Annotated in this window: 19 protein-coding genes; 11 read left to right on the top strand and 8 right to left on the bottom strand. The window is 43.7% G+C overall.

All coding sequences use genetic code 11. The features are described 5' to 3' along the window. Window positions 1-19 precede the first annotated feature (19 nt). From EXM22_RS17265 to EXM22_RS17275, 3 genes are all read right to left on the bottom strand, one after another. Window positions 20-1006 (bottom strand): TAXI family TRAP transporter solute-binding subunit, encoded by a 987-nt coding sequence (locus tag EXM22_RS17265; protein WP_149487720.1) that lies wholly within the window; start codon window positions 1004-1006, stop codon window positions 20-22. A 78-nt stretch (window positions 1007-1084) separates the two neighbouring features. Continuing rightward, complete coding sequence (locus EXM22_RS17270) at window positions 1085-3052, bottom strand: TRAP transporter permease (RefSeq protein WP_149487721.1); 1968 nt, start codon at window positions 3050-3052, stop codon at window positions 1085-1087. 247 nt (window positions 3053-3299) lie between these two features. Then, window positions 3300-3983, bottom strand: a complete 684-nt coding sequence (locus EXM22_RS17275; protein WP_149487722.1) for a GntR family transcriptional regulator — start codon at window positions 3981-3983, stop codon at window positions 3300-3302. A 230-nt stretch (window positions 3984-4213) separates the two neighbouring features. Here EXM22_RS17275 and EXM22_RS17280 point away from each other — a divergent pair, with 230 nt between their 5' ends. The 4 genes from EXM22_RS17280 to EXM22_RS17295 all read left to right on the top strand — a co-directional run bounded on the left by EXM22_RS17280 (window position 4214) and on the right by EXM22_RS17295 (window position 9485). After that, window positions 4214-5833 (top strand): thiamine pyrophosphate-binding protein, encoded by a 1620-nt coding sequence (locus EXM22_RS17280; RefSeq protein ID WP_149487723.1) that lies wholly within the window; start codon window positions 4214-4216, stop codon window positions 5831-5833. Window positions 5834-5850: 17 nt separating this feature from the next. Further along, the gene (locus tag EXM22_RS17285) at window positions 5851-7050 is read left to right on the top strand and encodes a pyridoxal phosphate-dependent aminotransferase (protein ID WP_149487724.1); all 1200 of its coding nucleotides are present in this window, start codon (window positions 5851-5853) and stop codon (window positions 7048-7050) included. A gap of 26 nt (window positions 7051-7076) precedes the next feature. Then, entirely contained in the window at window positions 7077-8087 is a 1011-nt protein-coding gene (locus EXM22_RS17290; RefSeq protein ID WP_149487725.1) for an aspartate-semialdehyde dehydrogenase, read from the top strand. Window positions 8088-8177: 90 nt separating this feature from the next. Beyond that, entirely contained in the window at window positions 8178-9485 is a 1308-nt protein-coding gene (locus tag EXM22_RS17295) for an aspartate kinase (RefSeq protein ID WP_168203595.1), read from the top strand. Between the two features lie 61 nt (window positions 9486-9546). Here EXM22_RS17295 and EXM22_RS17300 read toward each other — a convergent pair whose 3' ends face one another. From EXM22_RS17300 to EXM22_RS17320, 5 genes are all read right to left on the bottom strand, one after another. After that, entirely contained in the window at window positions 9547-10653 is a 1107-nt protein-coding gene (locus EXM22_RS17300; RefSeq protein ID WP_168203596.1) for a type I phosphomannose isomerase catalytic subunit, read from the bottom strand. Window positions 10654-10743: 90 nt separating this feature from the next. Next, entirely contained in the window at window positions 10744-12042 is a 1299-nt protein-coding gene (locus EXM22_RS17305) for a TRAP transporter large permease (protein ID WP_149487728.1), read from the bottom strand. Between the two features lie 2 nt (window positions 12043-12044). Then, window positions 12045-12554 carry a TRAP transporter small permease gene (locus EXM22_RS17310; protein WP_149487729.1) on the bottom strand — a complete coding sequence of 170 codons (510 nt, stop codon included), beginning with the start codon at window positions 12552-12554 and terminating at the stop codon, window positions 12045-12047. A gap of 64 nt (window positions 12555-12618) precedes the next feature. After that, window positions 12619-13674, bottom strand: a complete 1056-nt coding sequence (locus EXM22_RS17315; RefSeq protein WP_168203597.1) for a TRAP transporter substrate-binding protein — start codon at window positions 13672-13674, stop codon at window positions 12619-12621. A 380-nt stretch (window positions 13675-14054) separates the two neighbouring features. Then, window positions 14055-14861 carry an IclR family transcriptional regulator gene (locus EXM22_RS17320; protein ID WP_149487731.1) on the bottom strand — a complete coding sequence of 269 codons (807 nt, stop codon included), beginning with the start codon at window positions 14859-14861 and terminating at the stop codon, window positions 14055-14057. Window positions 14862-15001: 140 nt separating this feature from the next. On the opposite strand from EXM22_RS17320, the gene EXM22_RS17325 reads away from it, so the two are divergent. From EXM22_RS17325 to EXM22_RS17355, 7 genes are all read left to right on the top strand, one after another. Then, a complete protein-coding gene (locus EXM22_RS17325; RefSeq protein ID WP_210411517.1) occupies window positions 15002-15475 on the top strand; it encodes a hypothetical protein in 474 nt (157 codons plus the stop codon). Window positions 15476-15534: 59 nt separating this feature from the next. After that, the gene (locus tag EXM22_RS17330) at window positions 15535-16512 is read left to right on the top strand and encodes a tripartite tricarboxylate transporter substrate binding protein (RefSeq protein WP_168203598.1); all 978 of its coding nucleotides are present in this window, start codon (window positions 15535-15537) and stop codon (window positions 16510-16512) included. Window positions 16513-16576: 64 nt separating this feature from the next. After that, the gene (locus tag EXM22_RS17335; RefSeq protein WP_149487734.1) at window positions 16577-17041 is read left to right on the top strand and encodes a tripartite tricarboxylate transporter TctB family protein; all 465 of its coding nucleotides are present in this window, start codon (window positions 16577-16579) and stop codon (window positions 17039-17041) included. A gap of 67 nt (window positions 17042-17108) precedes the next feature. Continuing rightward, window positions 17109-18620, top strand: coding sequence for a tripartite tricarboxylate transporter permease (locus EXM22_RS17340; protein ID WP_149487735.1), 1512 nt, complete (start codon window positions 17109-17111; stop codon window positions 18618-18620). Window positions 18621-18663: 43 nt separating this feature from the next. After that, entirely contained in the window at window positions 18664-19851 is a 1188-nt protein-coding gene (locus EXM22_RS17345) for an iron-containing alcohol dehydrogenase (RefSeq protein ID WP_149487736.1), read from the top strand. 310 nt (window positions 19852-20161) lie between these two features. Continuing rightward, complete coding sequence (locus tag EXM22_RS17350; protein ID WP_149487737.1) at window positions 20162-21790, top strand: ABC transporter substrate-binding protein; 1629 nt, start codon at window positions 20162-20164, stop codon at window positions 21788-21790. A gap of 93 nt (window positions 21791-21883) precedes the next feature. Continuing rightward, on the top strand, window positions 21884-22897 hold the full coding sequence (locus EXM22_RS17355; RefSeq protein ID WP_149487738.1) for an ABC transporter permease: 1014 nt from the start codon (window positions 21884-21886) through the stop codon (window positions 22895-22897). Window positions 22898-22905: the final 8 nt, after the last annotated feature.

The following is a 22905-nucleotide window of genomic DNA, read 5'->3' on the forward strand; positions in this document are numbered from 1 at the left end:
AGCTCCCGGCCTTTAAAATCTATTTCAACCAGCCCTGCTCAACGAAATAACGTTTTGCACCAGCATGGTACTCAACAAGCATCTGATCCTGAGGTAATACTAAATCTTTGTTGAACTGAGTCAGCAAAGCAGATACCGCATGGATGGTGGGGATGTTGGTATAAAGAGTTTTTGTCATCTGGTACACCAGCTCTTCATCCATATCTTCACGAACAATGATGATGTCGGGAGGAGTTCCTACAGTTTCTACTGTATAGTCCTGATTTGGGTAGATATTGGCCGGAATGGTACGGCGAATATAGAATTCATTTACTTTTTTCAGGTTAGACAGTGCGTCATCAGAAATAGGAAGTATGATGCATTTGTCATCTAAAAGCAGTTCCTGCATAGCTGCGGCACCAAGAGCAACACCAATGATTCCACCGTCAACAAGGCCGTCTGCAAGCATTTCAATACCCTGAGAGAATTCTACAAAACTGGGTTTGATGTCATCATAGGTTAAGCCGTAAGCTGCCAGAGTTTCTCTAGCATCAACTTCACCACCGGATCCAACGGGACCTACAACGATTCTTTTTCCCTTGAAATCGGCAATAGATGTAATACCACTTGATTTAGTAGCAACAACCTGAAATACGTCCGCAAATAGACCACCGGTCAGCGATCTCATCCAGGTCATTTTTTCTGGATAAGGATCCATTCCATTAGCGGCACGAAAAGCTTCCAATGAACGGCATACAGCAACATCTGCATCCTGAGTTCTAAGTAAATCTATGTTATGAGGACTTCCGTTTGTAGCAATGGCTACAGCCTTCACTCCGGGGATATTAGCGTTCCACAATGATGCCATTGCAACACCTGTAGGGTAGTTGGTTCCTCCGACTCCAGCTGTTCCCATAGTTATGTGACGAACCTGGTTAGACCCTGTCGCACCAGAACCCTGTTGACCATTCGCCCACAGACTTCCTGTCAGTGCAATCATAAGCACTAATACAATACTCTTTCTCATCTCTTGTACTCCTTTTCCGCCTCAAGGCGAAAATTTATTATTAAAAAGCCATTTTTGGTGGCAAGAAACCAAAACACATTAGGCAATGCTGACATTTCTATCAGACTTTGTCTTTAGAACCTGTACAATCAGTATAGCAACGATACCCACAGCAAGACCAATTATATCAGTTGTAGATCCAGGAATGATCAGAGCTATTGAAGCAATGAAGAATACAGGCCTGACTGGGATAGGTAGATTGATTCTGAAGAATCCTTCTCCTGCGATGGCAAGCATGGCAGTTCCCAACAACGCTGTAAAGGTATCCCAGAGGATAAACCATATAGAATCGGAAATAAGAAGCATGGAAGGAGAATAAACAAAGAAGAAGGGGACAATGAACCCTGCAATAGCAAGGCGGAAGGCTGTCCACCCTACTTGGTTTGGTTTTGCACCGGCCATACCGGCTCCAACATATGCTGAGAGTGCTACCGGAGGTGTAATCGTAGACAGACATGCATAGTAGAGGGTAAAAAAGTGAGCCTGAAAAGCAGGAACACCCATTTTAGTAAGAATAGGAACGGCGATTGATGCTGCAATAACATAACATGCACTCGTTGGAAGTCCCATACCCAAAATGATAGAAACGACCATACAGAGAATCAAGGCTATGGGCAAATATCCACCGGAAAGTAGAACGATGTTATCTGCAAGGATAATTCCTATACCTGTCATTGAAAGAACGGCAACGACGAAACCGGCATTAGCCATGGCAACACCGATGCTTAGACTGCTTCGTGATGCACTGACGGCAACATCCAGCAGTTGTTTTGGTCCAATTCTGGTTTCTTTACGAACCCAGGAGAGGATACCTGTAAAAACTACTGTATAGAACGCAGCATACAGGGGTGTACGTCCTTCAAACAGAAGGAAGATCAGGATACCGATAGGTATAATCATATGACCGTAGCGCAAGACCGTGTATTTAACATCGGGCATTTGATCTTTGGTCAGGCCCTTTAGTCCCAGTCTTCTGGCACGGAGGTCAATCTGAAAGAAAACACCGGCAAAATAAAGCAGCGCCGGAATAATCGCAGCACCCGCAATAGTTAAGTAGGGTACTCCCAGGAATTCAGCCATAATAAAGGCTACTGATCCCATGATAGGAGGCATGAACTGTCCACCAGTAGATGCGGCTGCTTCAATAGCTGCTGCAAAGTAGGGTTTGTATCCGACTTTTTTCATCAGGGGAATGGTAAATGCACCGGTTGTGGCTACATTGGTAGCGGAACTTCCACTGATCATACCAAGTAATGCACTGGCAATGACAGAAACTTTTGCAGGACCACCAGTCATACGACCACCAACAAACATGGCAATGTCATTGAATAATCGGCTGAGACCGCTTTTATCCAGCATGGCACCCAGAACTACAAATATGATCAGGTAAGTTGAAGATACACCAATGGGCATCCCGAAAATCCCCTGAGTTGTCAGATACATCTGATAGATGATTCTGGTAAGGGTATATCCTCTATGGGAAAGAACACCTGGAATGTGTCGTCCAAAGTAAGCATACAACAGAAATATAATACATAGTGTGAGTAATTGAGGACCAACTGCTCTTCTACACGATTCAAGTACAAGAAGAATCATGACTGCGCCTACATAAATATCCATTGGTGCGGATACTCCGGCTCTTATCAGAAACGCATCCCTACTTAGTAAGGTATAAAGTGTGGCCGCCAAGGAAATGAATACTAATGCAAGATCCATAACGCTGGGTCTTGTTCTAGGAGCTTTCTTGGTACCTGGAAACAGTAAAAAAACCAATATAAGGATGAACCCTACATGGATCGCTCTATGCTTGACTGTCTCTGGCATACCAAATCTTGATGTATACATATGGTATGAGATGTAAAAACTAGAAATGACAGCAATTACAATTTTCCAGAAGTGGGACATGTCCTTACGCCATTTGGATTCCCGATCTTTTTTTTCGAGAATCTTTTCACCATCTACCACCGGCCCGATTTCTGCATCGACGCCTTTGACATTTTCTTTCACTTTCTTACCTCGCTAAAATGTTAAAATCAATATTCAATACTGATCGTCTGACTTGCTAATCCTATATCATATATTCTATTTAAAAAAAGAGTACCATACATTTATTCACCCTGCAAGCAATTTCTTTTTGGATTTTTTAAGAGTGGAAGAGTCGTCTGATGCCCTTCTCTCTAAGGAGAAATGGATAAAAAATTATTAAAAATTGTTTAGAGAAAAGGTCATCAGGCTTTGAGCAGGGAGTGCCCTTTTAATTTTCAGAATGAGTTTTAGAGCTTTTTGCACGTGCTTCCAAAGCACGTCTTTCACCGTTCATGAGATGGGTATAGAGGGGGGCAGATATCCGTTCGGGGTCTCGTGTTCTGATCATTGCCAGAATTGTAAGATGCTCATGGATAACATCTTCAATGATCTTATCGTGCATTTCAACCCCGCTTTCTTCTGCAAAATAGCGCAGTCTATCGGACATTTCATGCACCTTTTTGATGGCTTCTATGAGTAAATCATTGCTCAAATGAGAGAAAAACAGGGAATGAAGGCATTTGTCTGTTTCAATGTAAAGGTCGTGGTCAAAAGGATTTACTTTTAAATTCTTGATCTTGCTTTCCAAATCATCCAGCTCTTTGTCTGTGATCAGGCGTAGACTCAAATGAGCCGCAAAAGGCTCCAGTAGCCTTCTCATTTCCCATATATTCTCAATGTCATTATCGCAGATCCCAGTGACCTGGGCTCCTCTGTTGGGTATCAGAGTCACCAGACCATCTGATTCCAGCCTGACAAGTGCTTCTCTGACAGGAGTAGCGCTGACACCGAAATTCTCTGCTAAATGATCTATTTGCAATAGAGTATAAGGTTTGTAAACGTTTTTAAGGATCTGTTCTTTGACCCCATTGTAGATTTGTTCCCTGATTGATAGGGATATTATTTTTTGCACAGCTTTTTCCCTTGTTGGAATAAAAATAGATAATATATGATATACAGGTATAAAAAATTCAGCAAGAATAAATTTGAAAAACTTCTTAATCCTAATGATTTTACTTGCAAAAATTCAACACTGCGATATATAATATAGGAAATAGGATGTTAAACATGTATTATGTTTGATTTATATAGAAGCTTAACGGCGCTACAATAGATATTATGTTGAAACTAAGGGGTTAAATTATGTCAACAGTTGCAGATCGTGTGATTGAAAGGCTACAGGAGCTGGGTATTCGCTATGTATTTGGTGTTCCTAGTGGTTCTTGGCTGTATTATATGGAAGCCATGAGAAAAAAGGGTATTGAATTTATTCTGGTTAGTAATGAAACCAGTGCCGGTTTTATGGCTGATGTCACATACCGACTGACAGGTATCCCTGGCGCTTGTTATGCCACAGTAGGTCCCGGTGCCACAAACCTGGGTACAGGTGTCGGTGGAGCTTTGCTGGATAGGTCAGCTATCATTGCCTTTACCAGTGAGCCTCCCGAAAAGATGCAGGGAAGAACAGTTCAGATGGCTATTGACCAGCAGGCTCTGTTCAGACCTCTTACTAAATTCACAACTTCGTTAAAACCGGAAACTATCGATCAGGTTCTTCAAAAGGCTGTAAGGATCGCGATTTCAGATACTCCCGGTCCTGTACATATCGGACTTCCCGAGGATCTTGGACCCATCGAAGTTCCAGACTCACAGGAAAGCATCGTTCTGCCCGTTGCGGCAGAGCCTTTTGTTCCTAATACAAAATCTCTTTACTTATTAGAAAAACAATTCTGTGATTCCCACCGTCCCGTTCTTGCTGTAGGACTCTCTGCAGTTCGTTCTAAAGCAGGAGCCCTGATCGTGGCCACTGCAGAACGCCATGGTATTCCCGTGGTTCTCACACCTATGGCTAAAGGAATGATTTCCGAAGATCACCCTCTGTATGCGGGTGTTTTATTTCATGCCCTTAGCGACAGAGTTGCCGAAACTTATAGTCAGGCAGATCTGGTTATTGGAGTCGGTTACGATCCCGTTGAGTTCAACTATGAAAGCTGGATGCCCGAGGTTCCTCTGATTCATCTGGATACGGTTCCAGCTGATATTGACCGGATTGAATATCCTGCTGTAACTGATGTGATCGGTGATATAAACGCGGCTCTCTCCGTACTGACAGCATTAGATCCCATTAACTCAGAATGGGATCTGAACGCACTGGTAGAACGGAAAAATGCAATGTTTCAGGCATTGGAACCGGCTCCCGGAAGCTTTGGTTCAAGAGCGGCTTTATCTATTTTGAGAGATGTTCTCCCTCAGGATGGAATTATGACTTGTGGAGTTGGAGCCCATACTCACTTGATCGGCCAGATGTGGCGCACTCCCGCGCCGGGACTTCAGATCATGAGTAATGGCTGGTCTTCGATGGGATTCGGAATACCCGCGGCCATCGCCGCTAAGTTAAGTATGCCGGATAGAAAAGTAGTATGTGTTACAGGTGATGGTGGTCTTCTTATGATGGCTGGTGAAATGGTCGTTGCTCAGAGACAAAACCTTTCAGTTGTTTTTGTAATTCTTGTAGACCATATGCTGGAGCTTATCCGCCTGAAACAGGATAAAAAATCCTTCCCATTTTACAAAACCGATCTGGACCAGCAGGAGACACCTAGAGCAGATTCCATCTTTGGTGTGCCTGTCCTTCATGCAGAGAGTGCAGACGAGTATCGCAGCGTATTGGAAAAGGCATTTTCTACGGAAGGTCCTGTCATTGTTGAAGCTCGCATTGAAGGTGGAGACTATGATAATGTGATCTTGAGAAAACACAAATAAAAGGAGGGATTAAAAATATGAAAAAAGAAATGATTGCAGAAGAAATGTTTGCGTCCAGACTTGATGATATTCCTTTTTCCGGTATCCGGAAAGTCTTTGATAAAGTCAGAGAATTGGAAGCAGAAGGACGGGAAGTAATACACTGGCAGGTGGGAAGACCTGACTTTGATACTCCTCAGCATATTAAAGATGCTGCCATTGAGGCCATGAACCGCGGGGAAGTCCATTATTCTCCCAATCTGGGGATACTTCCCCTGAGAAAAGCCATTGGAGTTCGTACCGAACTTGATACGGGTGTGCCCGTAAATGGTGAGACTCAATCTATTGTGATGTCCGGGGCTAACGAAGGAATTCTGGCTTCTATGCTGGCCTTCGTAAATCCTGGAGATGAAGTGCTTGTCACCGATCCAAACTGGCATCACTATAAATCCATTGTCTCCATTGCAGGTGGTACTCCCATTGAAATACCAACGACTGCCGAAGACGGATTTATGATAAAACCAGAAGAAGTTGAAAAAAGAATAACGGATAAAACTAAGATCTTGTGTATCACATCTCCTGGAAATCCTACGGGATGTGTTCTTAGTAAAGAGAATCTTGAAGCTTTGGCTGAAATCGCAATCCGTCATAACTTACTTGTTATATCCGATGAGATTTATTCTAGAATCTACTTTGGAGAAGAGCGAGTGGCTCCCAGTATCTATTCTGTGCCCGGAATGGCAGAGAGAACTATCATTATCAATGGTTTTTCCAAGATCTATGCTATGGACGGATGGCGTCTTGGATGGACCGTAGCCTCTGAAAAACTGACCAGGGGTATCCTCAAAATAAGACAGTATACAACGGTTTGTGTTAACACATTTATACAGCATGGTGCAGTTGCAGGACTGACAGGTGACCAGACTTGTGTTGATGATATGGTTAAGGAATTCGCGAAACGACGTAAGATCATTTTAGAGGGCTTGCGTTCTATTCCCAAATTGAGTGTAAGCGATTCTCTAGGTGCTTTCTATGTCTTTCCAGACATCAGCGCCTACGGACTGACTTCTCAGGAAATGGCAGACTATCTGATTCAGGAGTACGGTATTGCCACAGTGGCAGGGAGTGTATTCGGCACATCCGGAGAGGGTCATATTAGAATTGCCTACTCTTGCTCTACAGAAGAGTGTACCCGCGGTGTAGCCGTACTGAAAGAAGCTCTCGCAGCTCTTAAGTAATATATTCATCATAGGAAGAAACAAATATGAAACAATGTAAAGTTGCAGTAGTCGGAGCCATGGGTGTTGTTGGATCAGAGATGATCAAGACTCTGGAACAACGAAAATTCCCCTTGAGCGAGCTGGTTCCGCTGGACACTTCCGAGAATGAAGGAAAAAGTGTCAAATTCAACGGGAAAGATGTCCCCGTTCAAGTTGCGAAGAAGGGTGCCTTTGTTGGCATCGATATCGCTATCTTTTCTGCCGGAGCGGGTGCCAGTAAAGTGTTGGCTCCTATGGCTGTTGAAGAAGGCGCTATTGTGGTGGATAACTCTAGTGAATGGAGAATGAATCCCGAAGTGCCTCTGGTTATACCAGAAGTCAACAAGGAAGCTCTCAGGGAGCATAAAGGTATTATCGCCAACCCTAATTGCTCAACCATTCAAATGTTGGTTGCACTGAAACCCCTGCATGATCTCTTTAAGATCAAGCGTGTTGTGGTTTCAACATACCAGGCTATCTCTGGCGGTGGTGGTCCTGCCATTGCCGAAATGGCTAATCAAGCGAAATGCTGGGCGGAAGGATCTCCTGTCACACACACAGTGTATCCAAAACAGATCATGTTTAATGTTCTTCCCCAGATCGATATCTTTCTGGAGGATGGTTACACAAAAGAAGAAATGAAAATGGTTCATGAAACGCATAAAATCATGGACCCTGAAGTTCTTGTGTGCCCAACGGCTGTAAGAGTTCCTGTTTTCCGTGGCCATTCTGAATCCATCAACATTGAAATGGAAAAGCCCTGTACAGTGGCTCAGGCAAGAGATATCTTTTCAAAAGCGGCCGGTATCACACTGGTTGATGATTTCACAAAGTTGGAATATCCAACACCCTTGGAAATGGAAGGGCAGGACGATGTCTTTGTAGGACGTCTCCGGGAAGATAAATCTGTAACTAACGGTTTGAATCTCTGGGTCGTTGCGGATAATGTTCGCAAAGGCGCTGCATTGAATGCAGTCCAGATTGCCGAAACTTTGATTTCTCTTGAATTGGTGTAGTTTCATTCTATATTTACAGAATACAAAATGACATTTATACTCCCACAAAAAATAGTTTGTGGGAGTTTTCTCAGAACAAAAGGTAATATCATGTTAAAAATAGCTAAATTCGGCGGTACGAGTCTTGCAACAGCCGAGCAGATGAAAAAAGTACGGGATATCATAAACGCCGACATGAGTCGACGCATTATTGTTCCCTCTGCGCCTGGAAAAGCACACAAAGATGATGTAAAAATTACAGATTTATTATTGATGATTCATGAAAAGGTCAAGATGAATCAGTCTTTTGACAACGAGTGGGATCGGATTGTCAGTCGGTTTCAAACCATGATTAAAGATTTGAATCTGGATATTGATCTTAGTTCTGAACTTAAAACTACAAAAGATAAAATCCTTTCCGGAGCAGGGGAGGACTACATAGTCAGTCGCGGAGAGGCCATCAATGGACGGATTCTTGCAGCCCTTCTTGGTGCCGAATTTGTTGAAGCTGGAGATGTTATTATAATCAACTCCAGTGGGAAGGTTCATCCGTCCTCCTATGAAAAAGTCCTTAGCCGATGCAGTGACTCAGGCAAGCGATATGTCATTCCCGGTTTTTATGGTAAGAATGAAGAGGGAGAAATCAGAACACTCAGTCGGGGTGGTTCGGATGTAACAGGGGCCGTTGCGGCAAATGCTCTGAGTGCGGATCTGTATGAGAACTGGACCGATGTCTCAGGTTTTATGATGACTGATCCACGCATTATTCCTGAAGCCGCCACAATTCAACAGATCACCTATCAGGAACTGCGGGATTTGGCTTATATGGGAGCCGGTGTTCTTCACGATGAGGCTATATTTCCAGTCCAGGAAAAAGGGATTCCCATCAATATTAGAAACACCAATAGACCTCTGGATGATGGGACCCTGATTTTGCCGTCAAGAGATTCGTCAACGCAAAAGATTTGTGGTATTTCCGGCGTGAAAGGGTTTACGGCATTCACTATAAAAAAAGCAATGAGAAATGCTGACCTTAGCTTATCTCGTAAAATTGTTGAGCTTTTCGAAAGTCATGACATCCTGGCAGAACATATTCTGTCGGGTATCGATACGGTCACTGTTGTTGTAAAAGAGAACGGCCTTGAACTCAAGAAAGACAAAATCATAGAAGGTTTAAAAGCTCTTGAAGTTGATGAGGTTAAGGTTGATGACAAAATGAGTCTCGTTGCCATGGTTGGAAATGGAATGAAGTTTCTTCCAAATCTGATGACCGATCTTTTCTCGTCATTAGCAGCCGAAGGGGTCACTCTCAGAATGATTGATTTTGGCTCTTCTGATCAAAATATAATCATCGGAGTTGATGAGGCGGATCATAATAAAGCCATCAAAGGGATTTATAAAAGCATCCCTTCAAAATGATTTTCTGAATCGTTGAATAAAAAAACGGAGAAAGCCTAAGACTCTTCTCCGTTTTTTTTAATTAGGATTTTCTACCCGGAGGATAACAAAAGAGGATATCCAGTTCCGATCCCTCATCGCCATGGAAAACATAGGTTTCATTACTGCAGGGAAGGAATACTTCATCGCTTCTATTCAAAGTATAGGTTTTAGATAAATGAGTTATTGTTCCCCGGCCTTCCAAGATGACACACGATGCAAATCCCATGCTATTATCCAGCTGCCAGCTGCCGGAGTTGCCAATGACAACTCTGTCCATAGAAAAGAAGGGAGTATCGTCCTTATTGATGATTTCAGTCTTTACAGAATTGATGCCTGTTTTTTCTGTGATATGTTTGACCTTTGTTTTCTTCAGGACCTCTTCCTTTGAAAAGGTGGTGTAGTCAAAGCAGTCAAACATCTTTTTATAACCAACACCCTGGTGATAGGTTTCCTCAGGATAAGTTTTTCCTGGATGAGAAATTTTTTCAACTCTAAAAGTGATGTCTGTGGGTTCCTGGATCTCCGCAATCATACTGCCCGACCCTATGGCATGGGGCATTCCACTGGGAATGAAGAATACATCACCTTTGCTGATGGTCACCTTATGAAGAGACTCTTCCATGGCAGTAATATCCTGTTTGTCTACCAAATCTTCCCATCGTTCTCTTGTCATCCCTGGCTTGAACCCCATCAGTATATAGGGCTCTTCACCGTCGATGGTTCTTCCTCCCATGACATACCAGGCCTCAGATTTTCCAAAATCGGAATCAAAGAGAATCTTAGCCTGTGTTCTGTCTGGATGAGTTTGTATGTTCAAACGTTTATCTGAATCGATGATTTTTGTCAGGAAGCCCTGGTTCTCAGCAAATTCGGAAAAGTGTTTTTTTCCCAGAACTCCTGCCGGGTCCTCTGCTATATAATCTTTTAAAAACTTCCCCTTCATTTCATCATTTCTGATTCTGCTCAATCCTGTTGTTGGATCGGGGGCATAGCGCGACGGAGTAGAGGAGGCGATCCATTCTTCCGGTTTTAGCCCATCCTTAGCAGGATGGATACTCTGCCACTCATCAAGGAGTTTTCCTCCTGTGTAGGTTCTTTCTACTCGCATCGAGTCCATTAATAAAACGCTATGTGTTTTCTTACTCATTGTTTGGATTCCTTGTTCCGGTATTTTGAACGACCGAAACCGATTTACGATTCCAGTCATTAATGAATAGGGCTCATAAGCTCCAGAGTCCTATAGGAACTGTGGAGTTATCAAACGCGGCAGGAACATGGCAATATCCGGTATGAGGCATATCAGAATCAGGATAAATAGCATGGGCAGCAGAATAATAACAACATCCTTAAGAACTTTGTGAACACTCATTTCTCCAATCCTGGCAGATATAAGAAGACACAATCCATAGGGAGGTGTTACCAGCCCAAATGCCAGCGATACTATACCGATGATGGAAAAATGTATGGGATGAATTCCTGCTTCCAAGGCTATGGGGTACAGAACTCCACCCATGATGATGATAGCGGGAATGGCATCGATAAACAATCCGATCAGTAAAAATACAAGGGCGATCATGAGAGTAATCCCTCTGGGGCCAATGTGCATCGAAGAAATCAGGGCAACCAGAGCCTGAGGGACTTCATGATATGACAAAAGCCAGCTGAAGGCGGATGCCGTTCCCACACAGAAGAGAGATATACCTGTGAGTCTTGCTGTTTCACTCAGGATCTTTACAAATTTTCTGGGGTTAATGGTTTTATTTAAAAACCCAAGGGCCATAGTATATAAAACGGCAATTGCTGATGCTTCGGTAGGAGTGAACCAGCCGAAGGTAATACCCCCCAGAATGATCAGAGGAGTCATCAATCCAGGAATTGCGATGACAAATGCTTTAAAAAAATCGGTAAAACCGGATTTGTCATAAACCGGATAATGATTCCTCTTTGCATATATGTAGACTGTTGTCATCATTGATAGTCCCAAAAGTATACCGGGGATGATTCCGGCCAGAAAAAGAGAGCCGACAGAAATAGACATTGTTCCACCCCATATCAGCATAAGGATGCTGGGGGGGATGATGACTCCCATTACGGATGAACAGGCTGTGATGGCGATGGAAAACTTTCTGTCATATCCCTGGTCTATCATTTCCGGTATTAGAATTTTACCAATTCCCGCTGCATCGGCAGTTGATGAACCGGAGACTCCAGCAAAAAGCATACTGACAAAGACATTCACATGTCCCAGTCCCCCCGGCAGATGACCTACCGTGGTTCGGGATAGGTTCATGAGTTTTTTGGTTATGCCGCTTGAATTCATCAGGCTGGCTGCCAAAAGAAAGAATGGCACAGACAGGAGGAGGAAGGAGTTGTAAGAGATAAAAACCCGGTCAATCAGTGCAAATAACGAAACCGTATCATTGAGCATGATTACCGGTATACACGCAAGTCCCAGGGCAAATGCAACGGGTACCCGTGCAAAGACTAATATTAGAAAAACTCCGAAGAGCATCATTGCGACTTCATTGGATCCCATAATTATTCACCAGCCTTTTTTGTTAGCTTAATCACCGTTTCAAACAGAAATATCAGTGACAGTATTCCGAAGACCGGTATGGCACTACCCACCCAGATCATAGATATCTGGGCAATATCTGAGATGTCCCAGAACATGACTTTTGCGTATTTGTATCCTCTGTAGGTAAAGATAGCCGCAAAAATAATAGTTAATCCCGCAATAGACAGCTCCCAGATGGTTGCACCTAGTTTGGACTTGGGTTCCGGTAGGAGGCTCACCGTAAAATGTGAGTTCTCTTTAACACCGATTGCTGCCCCCAGAAATATAACCCATACGAGGAGGAATCTTGAGATTTCTTCTGTCCAGAGCATATAGGGAAGAGCCGGTATCAGTCTGGAAATTATCTGTAGAGTTACGAGGATTAACAGGAACCCCAGGAAGGAGGTCTGAATAATTAATAAACTTCTATAAAGTGTATTTGCAATTTTTGTTATGAGGGATGTATTTTTCCCAATTTGAGTGTCTATCATAGTTTTCCTTGATAAACAGGCCCGGATATTAATCCGGGTGACCTGTTTTTAATAATGGTTAAAATTATTTGATAGCCTGGATTCCGTTGTAAAGTTCTGTAAAGCCTGCTTCTTCTACATATTTAAGAAGTGCAGGTGTTGCTCTTGCCTTGAATTCGGCCTTATCTGCATCAGAGAAGGGGTGAACGTTGGCTAAACCACTCTTAACAAGTTTATCCAATTCAATTTGGCCAAGTTCCAGTTCAACCTGAGCTCCGAATTCTCCTGCTTCTTTACCGGCTTTCATAATAGCTGCCTGAACAGTTGGAGAGAATTTATTGTAAGCTTTTTCTGACATGAATAAAGGACGGACTGTAATGGAGTGCTCGTTCAGAGTATAGTGGGGTGCCACTTCAAAGAATCTCATCTGTGCGTATCCGATCTTTTCATTTTCAAGACCCTGAATAACACCTGTTTGAATGGCACTGTATACTTCATCATAGGCAATTACAGAGGGAACCGCTCCTACAGCATCAAATACTTTTGCCCAGATGGGTGCTCCTTGAACTCTGAGTTTGAATCCCTGAAGATCTTCCATGTTTGTTATGGGGTAGTTGGATATGATACTTCTGCTGGCTCCCCCGGCATAACCGATGATACGAACATTGGCTTTTTTAACAACATCTTCTTCAATAGCTTTAAATAAATCGCTGGCTAGAACTCTGTTTCTGTGAGCGTAATCTTTAAATAAGAGAGGCATATCCACAATGGCTATGCTAGGAACACGTGTTGCAATATTTGCTGGAGCTAAAATAGCAAGGTCTACAGATTCTCCCTGACTCATGAATCGAAAATAGTCTGTTTCGATGCCTAGAGATTTATTCAGGTTGTACTTTACTTCAATTGTCACTTCATCTTGGTATTTATTCACAAGTTCTTCAAATTTGTAGTAGGTCTGAGTGAAGGGGTGAACTTCATCAAACATGGATGCCGCATTGATTTTCATCACCTTTTTTTCACCATTGGCCGGTGCTGCTGAATCCTGCTGTCCGTTTGCAAAAGCGGATACGGAAAGAAGAAAAAAAGATGCAATAAGGAGCATCAGGACTGTTAACCGAATACTTTTCATTTTGAATGTCATATACATTCCTCCTAATTTTTGTGTTTCTGATGAAACTGTAGAAATAAACAGAAAATTCTTGACCTATTGATACAACTCATCCCCTACAAAGGAACTCAAAGATTGTCTATACTGGATGTAGTTTCGATATAAGAAATGATGTTTCAACAATTGATCTACATGATAAATCATGAAATTTAGATCTGTCAATAAAAAAATCTGATATGTTGAAGTGCTGTTCGGATATATGAATAGGTATTTCTTTATATAGAATCGATGCAAAACCATGAGGCAAATTACTTTGATATGATGAATCGATCTCTAAAGGGATATTCATAAGACCTTGGAGTGTAAGGTTTTATTTTGCAGTAACTAGGTGTTTAGAGACGGTTCTGTGGAAATTAATTTGTTCCTTTGTTTCTCTGTTCGGGAATGTATCCCATGGTTCTGGAAATCTGAAGACCAGTTTCTTTTAGTTGTTTGAGAATTTCATCTTCCAGATCCTCCCTGGAAATAATGCTCACAGGACAGGAAACACTGATGGCGGCAACGCATTGAGAGTGAAGGTTCATAACGGGAACGGCAATACACTGAAGTCCCAGAGCATGTTCTTGCAGATCCAGAGAATATCCCTGTTGCTTTACCTTTACCAATTCTTCCAGGTAACGGTCACAATCGGTAATCGTGTATTCTGTAATACTCCTCATTTTCACAGATCTTAAGATCTCCCTGAGGTCACCACGCTCCAAATGGGCCATAAGAACCTTTCCCGCAGCAGTTGAATAGACATCTGTGCGATGGCCGATGAAAGAACTGCATGTCAAAGCACCGGGCTGATGGTTGACATCCACCTTGTCTACATAAACCACCTCGTTATGATCCAAAACCAGCATATGGACGGTTTCGCTGAGTTTCCGGCTTAGCTGTTCCAAGAAATAGTGGCCCCGTTCTCTGACATCCAACCTCTGAAGATAGGATTGTCCGGCCCGTACTAACCCAAGGCCAATATCATATTTTCTGGACTCACCGTCTTTTTGGAGATATCCGAATTCTGTCAGGGTTTTCATATGGTGGTGAATGGAAGACTTGTTCATATCCAGATTTTCAGCAATTTCCTTGATGCTCATGGGTCTGTTTGTCTGTTGTATTATTTCGATGATGGCAATTGCCTTTCCTATCGTGTTTAACTTTGTTTCGATTTGTTCCATCTGTATTTCATATTATGAAATACCGTTCCGCGTCAAGAAAAAAAAGCATTAAAAATTTTTCTTGACAGATTTGGGAAGTAGCCTTTATCATCACAATTAACAGAAACGTAGTTTCTAAATATGAAACGAGGATGCGGGATATGAATCATAGAATGCTTGTCCAAGAGGCTATTCGACTGTTGGAACCGTCAATACAAAAACTTTTATCAGAGAAAGCAAAAAGAAGAGACATGCACGTCGTTGTCATGAACCCAACATTGAAACCTTGGGACTGTCCTTTCGAAGAAGCCATACTGATGGAATATTCCTTTACAGATCCAACAGTCTGGGAGAATCCCTATGATGAGATGGCCCGTGAAAAGGCCCGGCAGGCCTGGAGAGCCGGCAGAAGTAATGTTGAGAGCCATTTATTGGCCCCTGCAACCCTCAAAGACGGCGATCTCGCCTTCTATGGTTCTTTTGAACATTTAGGCGTCATCGTTGCTGCTAGTGGTGTGGAAAGCTGGTTTGATGTTCTGATCAGCGGCTGGATTGCCGTTGCTGTTCAACAACTTGCTCAGGCCGAGTACCAGGATTTTAAGACAAAAACACCAATGGCCCGGTTCATTGGTTAATTTTTCATTTTGTGTGCAATACACCTAAGGGTGAAATGAAATATATAAGGAGTTTTTTTATGAAGAGATTAGTTGTTTTGTTACTTGCTATGTTCATGGTCAGCAGCCTCGTCACAGCGGCTGGACAAGGTGAAAAGGGGGGCCCTTCTTTTCCTGAAAAAGACTTAACGCTTATTGTTCCTTGGTCTGCCGGTGGTGGTACAGATACCATTGCCAGGGCTCTTGTAAAGAATGCCAAAGAGTATATCGGTGTCAACGTTAATGTTGTAAACAAGACTGGTGGACAAGGTGTTGTTGGAATGGCAGAAGTCATGTCTGGTCGTCCTGACGGCTATACCGTGGGACTCATTACTTTCGGTCTGAGCACCTACAAACTGATGGGATTGTCCGAGATGACATTCAGAGATTTTGAACTTCTTCAGCTTCTCAATCAGAGTGCTGCTGTAATCTACGTCAAGGCTGATTCTCAGTGGGATAGTTTGAAAGATCTCGTTGATTATGCAAAGGCTAATCCCGGGCAGGTTTCTCTAGGACACACCGGAGCTGGTGGTGACAAGCATCTTTCTGCCGCGTCCTTCGCAACCGAAGAAGGGATTGAATTTAACTATGTTCCCTTTGATGGTGCTGCTCCCTCCCGTTCTGCCGTTCTGGGTGGACATGTGGATGTCGCCGTTGCCGGTATTGCAGAAGTTAAACAGCTTTATGAAGCAGGCGAAATCAAGGTTCTCTGTGTGAATAATCTTGTAAAAGAACCTAATTTCCCCGATATCCCCACTATTGTAGAGGCAGGGTTTGACATTGAAGCTCCTGTTTTGGACTGGAGAGGTCTGGCTCTTCCCAAGGGTGTAGCCGAAGACAGAGTGGCTTTCCTTGAAGAGGGTTTTAAGAAGATGTTTGATGATCCTGAATTCAGACAGTTTTGTGAAGAAGTGGGTCTGACCCTTGTGTATGAAGATTCAACCGGATTTGAAGACTTCCTGGGTAATATGGAAAAGGTTCTCACACCAACCCTGGAATCAGTCGGTCTACTGAAATAAGTTCATACGACCGTCTCATTCAGGTTTAACTTGAATCGGGCGGTCTTTTTTTTAAGGAGTTCATATGAGCAGCAAACGGATCAATTTATCCGTCGGCACTGGTCTGTCCATATTCAGCGTGGCAGTATTCCTTTATGCCAATCAATACAAGGGAACAGGCGTCAATCAGTATGGTCCCAATTTTTTCCCTCAGGTGTTGTCAGTCTTCCTATTTATAACCTCAGTTTTATTGATTGTGAAGGCTGTCAAAGGCCAGAGTGAGGAAGATCTTGAGACTATACATTTTAAGGGTCTGATCCGTTCAGGAATAACAGTGCTTATCTCGGTTGTTTATCTTTTTTTTATGCAGGTCAGTGGGTTTCTTCTGGCGACAGTTATCTTTCTGTTTGTCATGATGACCTACCTGGGACAGAAAGGGATTGTGAAACGAATCATCAGTGCTCTTTCTGTATCCCTTATTATATATGCCATATTCTATTTCTTTCTGAAGATCCCCCTTCCTGAGGGAATCTTTCAGAGGATTTATTAAGGCCCTTAGGTCTATTTTATTAAATTGTTGAGGCTCAGTAGGAGTCTCAATAGGAGACTCAAAATTAATGGACAGTTTCATTTATCTAATTTCAGCCTTTGATACAATACTATCAAGCCCTATCAGTCTCTTGTTTGTGACTATTGGAGTCACTGCCGGGATTATTGTCGGATCACTTCCTGGTTTAACGGCCACTATGGGATGTGCTCTGCTCATTCCCTTTACCTTCAATCTTCCGCCTATTCAGGGACTGGTCATGTTAATGGGAATCTTTTCGGGAGGAATTTACGGTGGATCTATTTCGGGTATTCTGATTAGAACTCCCGGGACTCCTGCCGCAGCGGCCACTCTGCTGGACGGACATCCTCTGGCTCAGAGGGGAGAAGGGGGAAAGGCTATAGGTATAGCCACCATAGCCTCTTTTGTCGGAGGAACCGTAGGGGCTCTTATCATGTCCTTTCTCTCTCCTCAGATTGCCCGTTTCGGTTTAAAGTTCGGCCCGCCTGAATTCTTTGCACTGGCCATTTTCGGACTCTCAATGATTGTTTCTATCTCAGGGAAATCCATTCTGAAGGGCTTCATCTCCGCCATTGTCGGATTATTGATTGCCACTGTGGGATTTGACCCCCTGTCCGGGGTTCCCCGTTTTCACTTTGGTAATCCGAATCTTTTGGGCGGCTTGGAGTTCATTCCCGCCCTCATAGGTCTTTTTGGTTTTGCCCAGGTCTTCAGAAATATTGAAAAGATGGAGATTGTCCCTCATATCAAGTCCAAGGTCGGGAAAATCTTACCTAGCCGCAAAGATGTGATCAAACTCCTGCCCACCATGTTTAAATCGGGGACTTTGGGTACATTTGTCGGCTCTATCCCTGGACTCGGTTGTGATGTTGCCGCTTTCATCGCCTACGGCGAAGCAAAACGGACATCCAAGCATCCTGAAGAGTTCGGAAAGGGATCTCTCTACGGTATTGCAGCACCAGAATCGGCTAATAATGGAGCCACAGGCGGCGCCATGATTCCAATGCTGACTCTGGGGATACCCGGGGATGCTGTTACCGCTGTCTTACTGGGTGCATTGACCATCCATGGATTACAGCCGGGACCTCTCTTGTTTAGAGATCATATCGACATTGTTTATCCCATTTTTGCGGGTATGATTCTCTGCCAGATAGCCCTGTTGGTCATTGGTTTAAGCGGTGCAAAATTATTTGCAAGGCTCATCAATATAGACCGTAAAATCTTGACACCTGTCATCTTTCTTCTTTGTATCATGGGGTCCTTCTCCATGAGATTTAGTTTCTTTGATGTGGGACTGGCGCTGATTGTGGGTATCCTTGCCTATTTCATGGAATATGGTGGGTTCTCGGTTTCTCCCATACTGCTGGCCCTGATTCTCGGACCTATGGCGGAACAGAATATGCGGCGATCCTTGATGTTGTCTCATGGTGATCCCATGATCTTTTTTACAAGACCTCTGTCTGTGATTTTTCTTCTACTGACTGTGTTCATCACCGTAACCAGCTATAGGAAAATGAGAAAATTGCAGGCTCTGGAAAATGAAACTTCCAAGGAATCGTAGTTTTCTAAAAGGGGCTGGCCCCCAATAAATAAGGAATGTGATTATGATGAATTTTGAATGGAATCTTCCTACAAAACTGAACTATGGAGTTGGCAATCTGGAAAAAGTAGGAGAGCTGACTAAGAATACAGGAAAAAAAGCCTTTGTGGTTTCTTATGCAGAACCAGGAAAGGGTGTCTGGGTGGTGGAACAAGCCCTGAAGTCTCTGGAGAAAGCGGGGGTAGCCTACTATCTTTACGATGCAATTGAACCCAATCCCCGGGTCACAACTATTGATGCGGGGGTCAAAAAGTTCATTGAAGAGGAGTGTGATTTTCTTATTGGAGTTGGTGGCGGTAGCGTTATCGACGCAGGAAAATACATTGCTGCCACGGCTTTCAGCGGAGGCTCTTGCTGGGATTATGTCATACTGAAAGAGCGGAAAGAGAAGGTCTATACCGGAGCATATCCTATCATCGCTGTGCCCACGGTGGCAGCCTCTGGGTCCGAAGCCAATGCGGGGGGGGTTATCACAAACTGGGAGACGAATGAGAAGAGTTTCTGCCGGTCAGAGTATCGTATTCCCCGGATGGCAATCATAGATCCAAAGGTCTTTGCCTCTTTGCCCAGACACATTACTATTGACAGCAGTGTGGATATCTTTTCGCATCTGATTGAGCATTATCTTTCCAGTGCATCCGAGTCGGAAATCGCAGACCGCATGACCGAGGGGATGATCCTCACTGTCATGGAAATGCTGGACAAGGTTCTGGTGAATCCAGAAGATCTGGATGCGCGGGGGCAGCTCTCTCTTTGCTCCATTTTTGGATGGTCAGGTCTCCAGGCAATAGGCAGGACCGGATCCATTCCTATTCATTTTATAGAACATCAGCTGAGCGGACACTTTGATATCAGCCATGGAAAAGGAATTGCACTAGTGATCCCTCCCTATCTGGAATACTTTGCCGAGGCCCGGCCGGATCGTTGGGCTAAATTGGCCAGAAGAGTCTTTGGCGTTGTTGAACCTGATGATAATAAAGCCGCAAAACTTTTGGCGCCAAAGGTCATTGAATGGTTCAAGAGGGTAGACAGCTATCACACTCTCACCAGTGTCGGTATTGGTGGAGAGCATAATGAAATGCTGGCAGATGATATCATTCGGATGTATGGCACACTAGAGGGGAATAAAGTTCCCGGGTCTCGTCCCATGTCAAAAGAAGATATCATGAATGTCCTCAATGCCGCCGTATAAACTTTGAGATTCCGTGAAACTTAACCGGACATTTTCCGTTCTGATCAACTCAGGCCGGGTGTCCGGTTTTTTTTATGATGAAGCAAAGGAGTGGTCAGATTCATTTTTGTCTTGAATTGCTTCCAGTGAAGTAGTTTTCCTATTTGTTCTAAGCCACATAATAGTGTAGAATACAATCCATGAAAACTTCCCAAGTCAACTGAATTGTCTCTTCAGAAAGGATTTCATTAGGATGTTTCTGTTTATAAACTCCTTTCTGGCAGAGTTCTGAAAATGATTGGGAAATCAAAATGTTCTACAAGGAGATTGTATGAAAAAATTATTCAAAATCAGCATGGCTCTGTTGCTGCTTTTTTCTGTGACAGCATTGTTTGCCGCAGGGAACCAGGACGCATCAGAAATGAAATCTAACACTATGTCTGAAGCATCAGATGCTGACAGTAAATTCGGTGGCGTTCTGGTCTTTGGACGTTCCGGTGATTCTGTAGGTCTTGATCCAGGACGGGAAACAGATGGAGAGTCATTTTACGGCTCAACACCCGTTTATGATACACTGGTTGAATTTGTACCAGGAGAAACAGCCGTACGTCCTGCGTTGGCGGAAAGCTGGATTTTCGCAGAAGACGGTTTAAGTGTGACATTTAAACTGAGACAGGGAGTCAAATTCCATGATGGAACTGACTTCAATGCCGATGCAGTTGTATATTCCTTTGAAAGACAGTTTAAAGAAGATCATCCTGACTATGACAATGGACCCTGGAAATACTGGGGATACATGGGTATGTCCGACATCATTGATGAGATCGTAGCCGATGATGAGTATGCAGTAACATTTAAATTGAAAGTCAAAGAAGCTCCTTTTATCGCCAACTTGGCCATGGACTTCGCAGCCATCGTTTCTCCCACTGCCGCAGCAAAATATGGTGAAGATTTAGCATCCAACCCTGTTGGTACTGGACCTTTTAAATTTGTATCCTGGATCAAAGATGACAGCATCGTTTATGAAAGAAATGAAGACTTTTGGGGTGGAGATGTCTACCTGGACCGTCTCATTTTGAAAGTCATTCCCGATGCCACTGCCCGTTGGCTGGCTCTGAAAAAGGGTGAAGTGGATGTCATTGACTTCCCATCTCCCGAAGACCTGGATGAAATGAAATCTACTGATGGAATCAAAGTGGTTCAGCAGGCAGGTCTCAATGTCGGATACCTGGCATTAAACACAGAAAAGGCTCCTTACGATAATAAGAAAGTAAGACAGGCTATGAACTATGCCATCGATAGAAATGAAATTGTGGCTGGTGTTTACGGTTCTGCAGGTCAGCCTGCCAAGAACCCTCTGCCTCCTACCATGTGGTCTTATAATGATGACATTGACGCCTATCCTTATGATCCTGAAATGGCTAAAAAACTTCTGGCAGAAGCCGGTTATCCAGACGGTTTCAAGACTGAAATCTGGGCCATGCCTGTTGCCAGACCCTACAACCCTAACGGAAAGAAGGTTGCAGAAATCATGCAGGCACAACTTGCTAAAGTTGGTATTGAAGTAGAAGTTATCTCCTATGAATGGGGTACATACCTTGATAAGCTGGACTACGGCGAGCATCAGGCTGCCATGTTGGGTTGGACCGGTGATAACGGAGACCCTGATAACTTTCTTTGGGTTCTCCTTTCAAAACAGGCCGCTGTAAAACCTGCTGGTAACATCGCATTCTGGAAGAACGATGAGTTTACAGATCTTATCGGTGAAGCCAAACAGGAAATGGATGTGGCTAAACGTACTGAACTGTATGAACAAGCACAGGTCGTGTTCCATGAGGAAGCACCCTGGGTTCCCATTGCCCACTCTGTTGTATCCGAACCCATGAAAGATTCTGTACAGGACTTTGTTCTCTATCCTACGGGAAGAAGAGTCTTTACTAAGGTTTGGCTTAAAAAATAATAAAATTTATTGAGATAGTCCTCCCGGGAAATACCCGGGAGGCTTTTTCGTATACGGGACTTTTTTTATCATCAGCCCCGGATTGAAGGAATTATGATTCGATACATTTTAAAACGTTTGCTCATGTTGTTTCCCACACTCTTTGGAGTCGTAACCCTTGTCTTTTTTATGATAGCCCTCTCACCGGGAGATCCTGCCCGGGTCATGCTGGGAGAAAGGGCCAGCCAGGAGAAAATAGAAAAACTCCGGGCTGATCTTGGACTGGATAAGCCTCTGATCCAGCAATATGGTCTTTATCTGAAACGGATTGTTCGCCTTGATTTTGGTAAGTCAATTAAATCCGGCCAGAATGTCATGGACGAAATTCGGGCACGCTATCCAGCCACCATCGAACTGGCCCTCTGTGCCATGATCTTTGCCTCGGTTCTGGGGATCTGGATTGGAGTGATATCGGCCACGAAGAAGAATACCTGGATTGATTATACCTCCATGGTGGGGGCTTTATTTGGGGTATCCATGCCTGTTTTCTGGCTGGCCCTGGTCATGATCATGATCTTTTCCGTACAGTTGAATATGTTCCCTACCGGCGGCAGGATGAATATTAGACTGTACTTTACACCCGAAACTAATTTTTACCTTGTTGATACTTTCAAACTGTTGCTTCAGGGTAAACCAGAATATATCCGCTCGGCTCTTCATCATCTTGTTCTTCCATCCATCGCATTGGGCACCATCCCCCTGGCCATCATCGCCAGGACAACCCGGAGCAGTATGCTGGAAGTTTTAAAACAGGACTATGTGAAAACAGTCCGGTCCGCAGGGATTAAAGAGCGCAGAGTGGTCTTTCGTTATGCCCTCAGAAATGCCCTTCTTCCGGTGATCACTGTCATCGGACTGCAGTTCGGAATGCTTCTGGCAGGAGCCTTGCTGACGGAAACCATCTTTGCCTGGCCGGGCATTGGGAAATGGATCTACCACGCCATTGAAGCCCGGGATTATCCGGCGGTTCAGGGGGGAATTATTATCATTTCCACCTCATTTGTACTGATCAATTTGGCAGTGGATGTCCTGTATTCAGTGATTAACCCCAAAATCAGGCTGCAGTAAAAAAGGAA

Source organism: Oceanispirochaeta crateris (assembly GCF_008329965.1).
Taxonomy (GTDB): domain Bacteria; phylum Spirochaetota; class Spirochaetia; order DSM-2461; family DSM-2461; genus Oceanispirochaeta; species Oceanispirochaeta crateris.

Bases quoted from the DNA above. Each gene is read 5' to 3' on its own strand.
- EXM22_RS17265 (WP_149487720.1), bottom strand. From the start codon at position 1,006: ATGAGAAAGAGTATTGTATTAGTGCTTATGATTGCACTGACAGGAAGT.
- EXM22_RS17280 (WP_149487723.1), top strand. From the start codon at position 4,214: ATGTCAACAGTTGCAGATCGTGTGATTGAAAGGCTACAGGAGCTGGGT.
- EXM22_RS17285 (WP_149487724.1), top strand. From the start codon at position 5,851: ATGAAAAAAGAAATGATTGCAGAAGAAATGTTTGCGTCCAGACTTGAT.
- EXM22_RS17290 (WP_149487725.1), top strand. From the start codon at position 7,077: ATGAAACAATGTAAAGTTGCAGTAGTCGGAGCCATGGGTGTTGTTGGA.
- EXM22_RS17295 (WP_168203595.1), top strand. From the start codon at position 8,178: ATGTTAAAAATAGCTAAATTCGGCGGTACGAGTCTTGCAACAGCCGAG.
- EXM22_RS17300 (WP_168203596.1), bottom strand. From the start codon at position 10,653: ATGAGTAAGAAAACACATAGCGTTTTATTAATGGACTCGATGCGAGTA.
- EXM22_RS17305 (WP_149487728.1), bottom strand. From the start codon at position 12,042: ATGGGATCCAATGAAGTCGCAATGATGCTCTTCGGAGTTTTTCTAATA.
- EXM22_RS17310 (WP_149487729.1), bottom strand. From the start codon at position 12,554: ATGATAGACACTCAAATTGGGAAAAATACATCCCTCATAACAAAAATT.
- EXM22_RS17315 (WP_168203597.1), bottom strand. From the start codon at position 13,674: ATGACATTCAAAATGAAAAGTATTCGGTTAACAGTCCTGATGCTCCTT.
- EXM22_RS17320 (WP_149487731.1), bottom strand. From the start codon at position 14,861: ATGGAACAAATCGAAACAAAGTTAAACACGATAGGAAAGGCAATTGCC.
- EXM22_RS17325 (WP_210411517.1), top strand. From the start codon at position 15,002: ATGAATCATAGAATGCTTGTCCAAGAGGCTATTCGACTGTTGGAACCG.
- EXM22_RS17330 (WP_168203598.1), top strand. From the start codon at position 15,535: ATGAAGAGATTAGTTGTTTTGTTACTTGCTATGTTCATGGTCAGCAGC.
- EXM22_RS17335 (WP_149487734.1), top strand. From the start codon at position 16,577: ATGAGCAGCAAACGGATCAATTTATCCGTCGGCACTGGTCTGTCCATA.
- EXM22_RS17340 (WP_149487735.1), top strand. From the start codon at position 17,109: ATGGACAGTTTCATTTATCTAATTTCAGCCTTTGATACAATACTATCA.
- EXM22_RS17345 (WP_149487736.1), top strand. From the start codon at position 18,664: ATGATGAATTTTGAATGGAATCTTCCTACAAAACTGAACTATGGAGTT.
- EXM22_RS17350 (WP_149487737.1), top strand. From the start codon at position 20,162: ATGAAAAAATTATTCAAAATCAGCATGGCTCTGTTGCTGCTTTTTTCT.
- EXM22_RS17355 (WP_149487738.1), top strand. From the start codon at position 21,884: ATGATTCGATACATTTTAAAACGTTTGCTCATGTTGTTTCCCACACTC.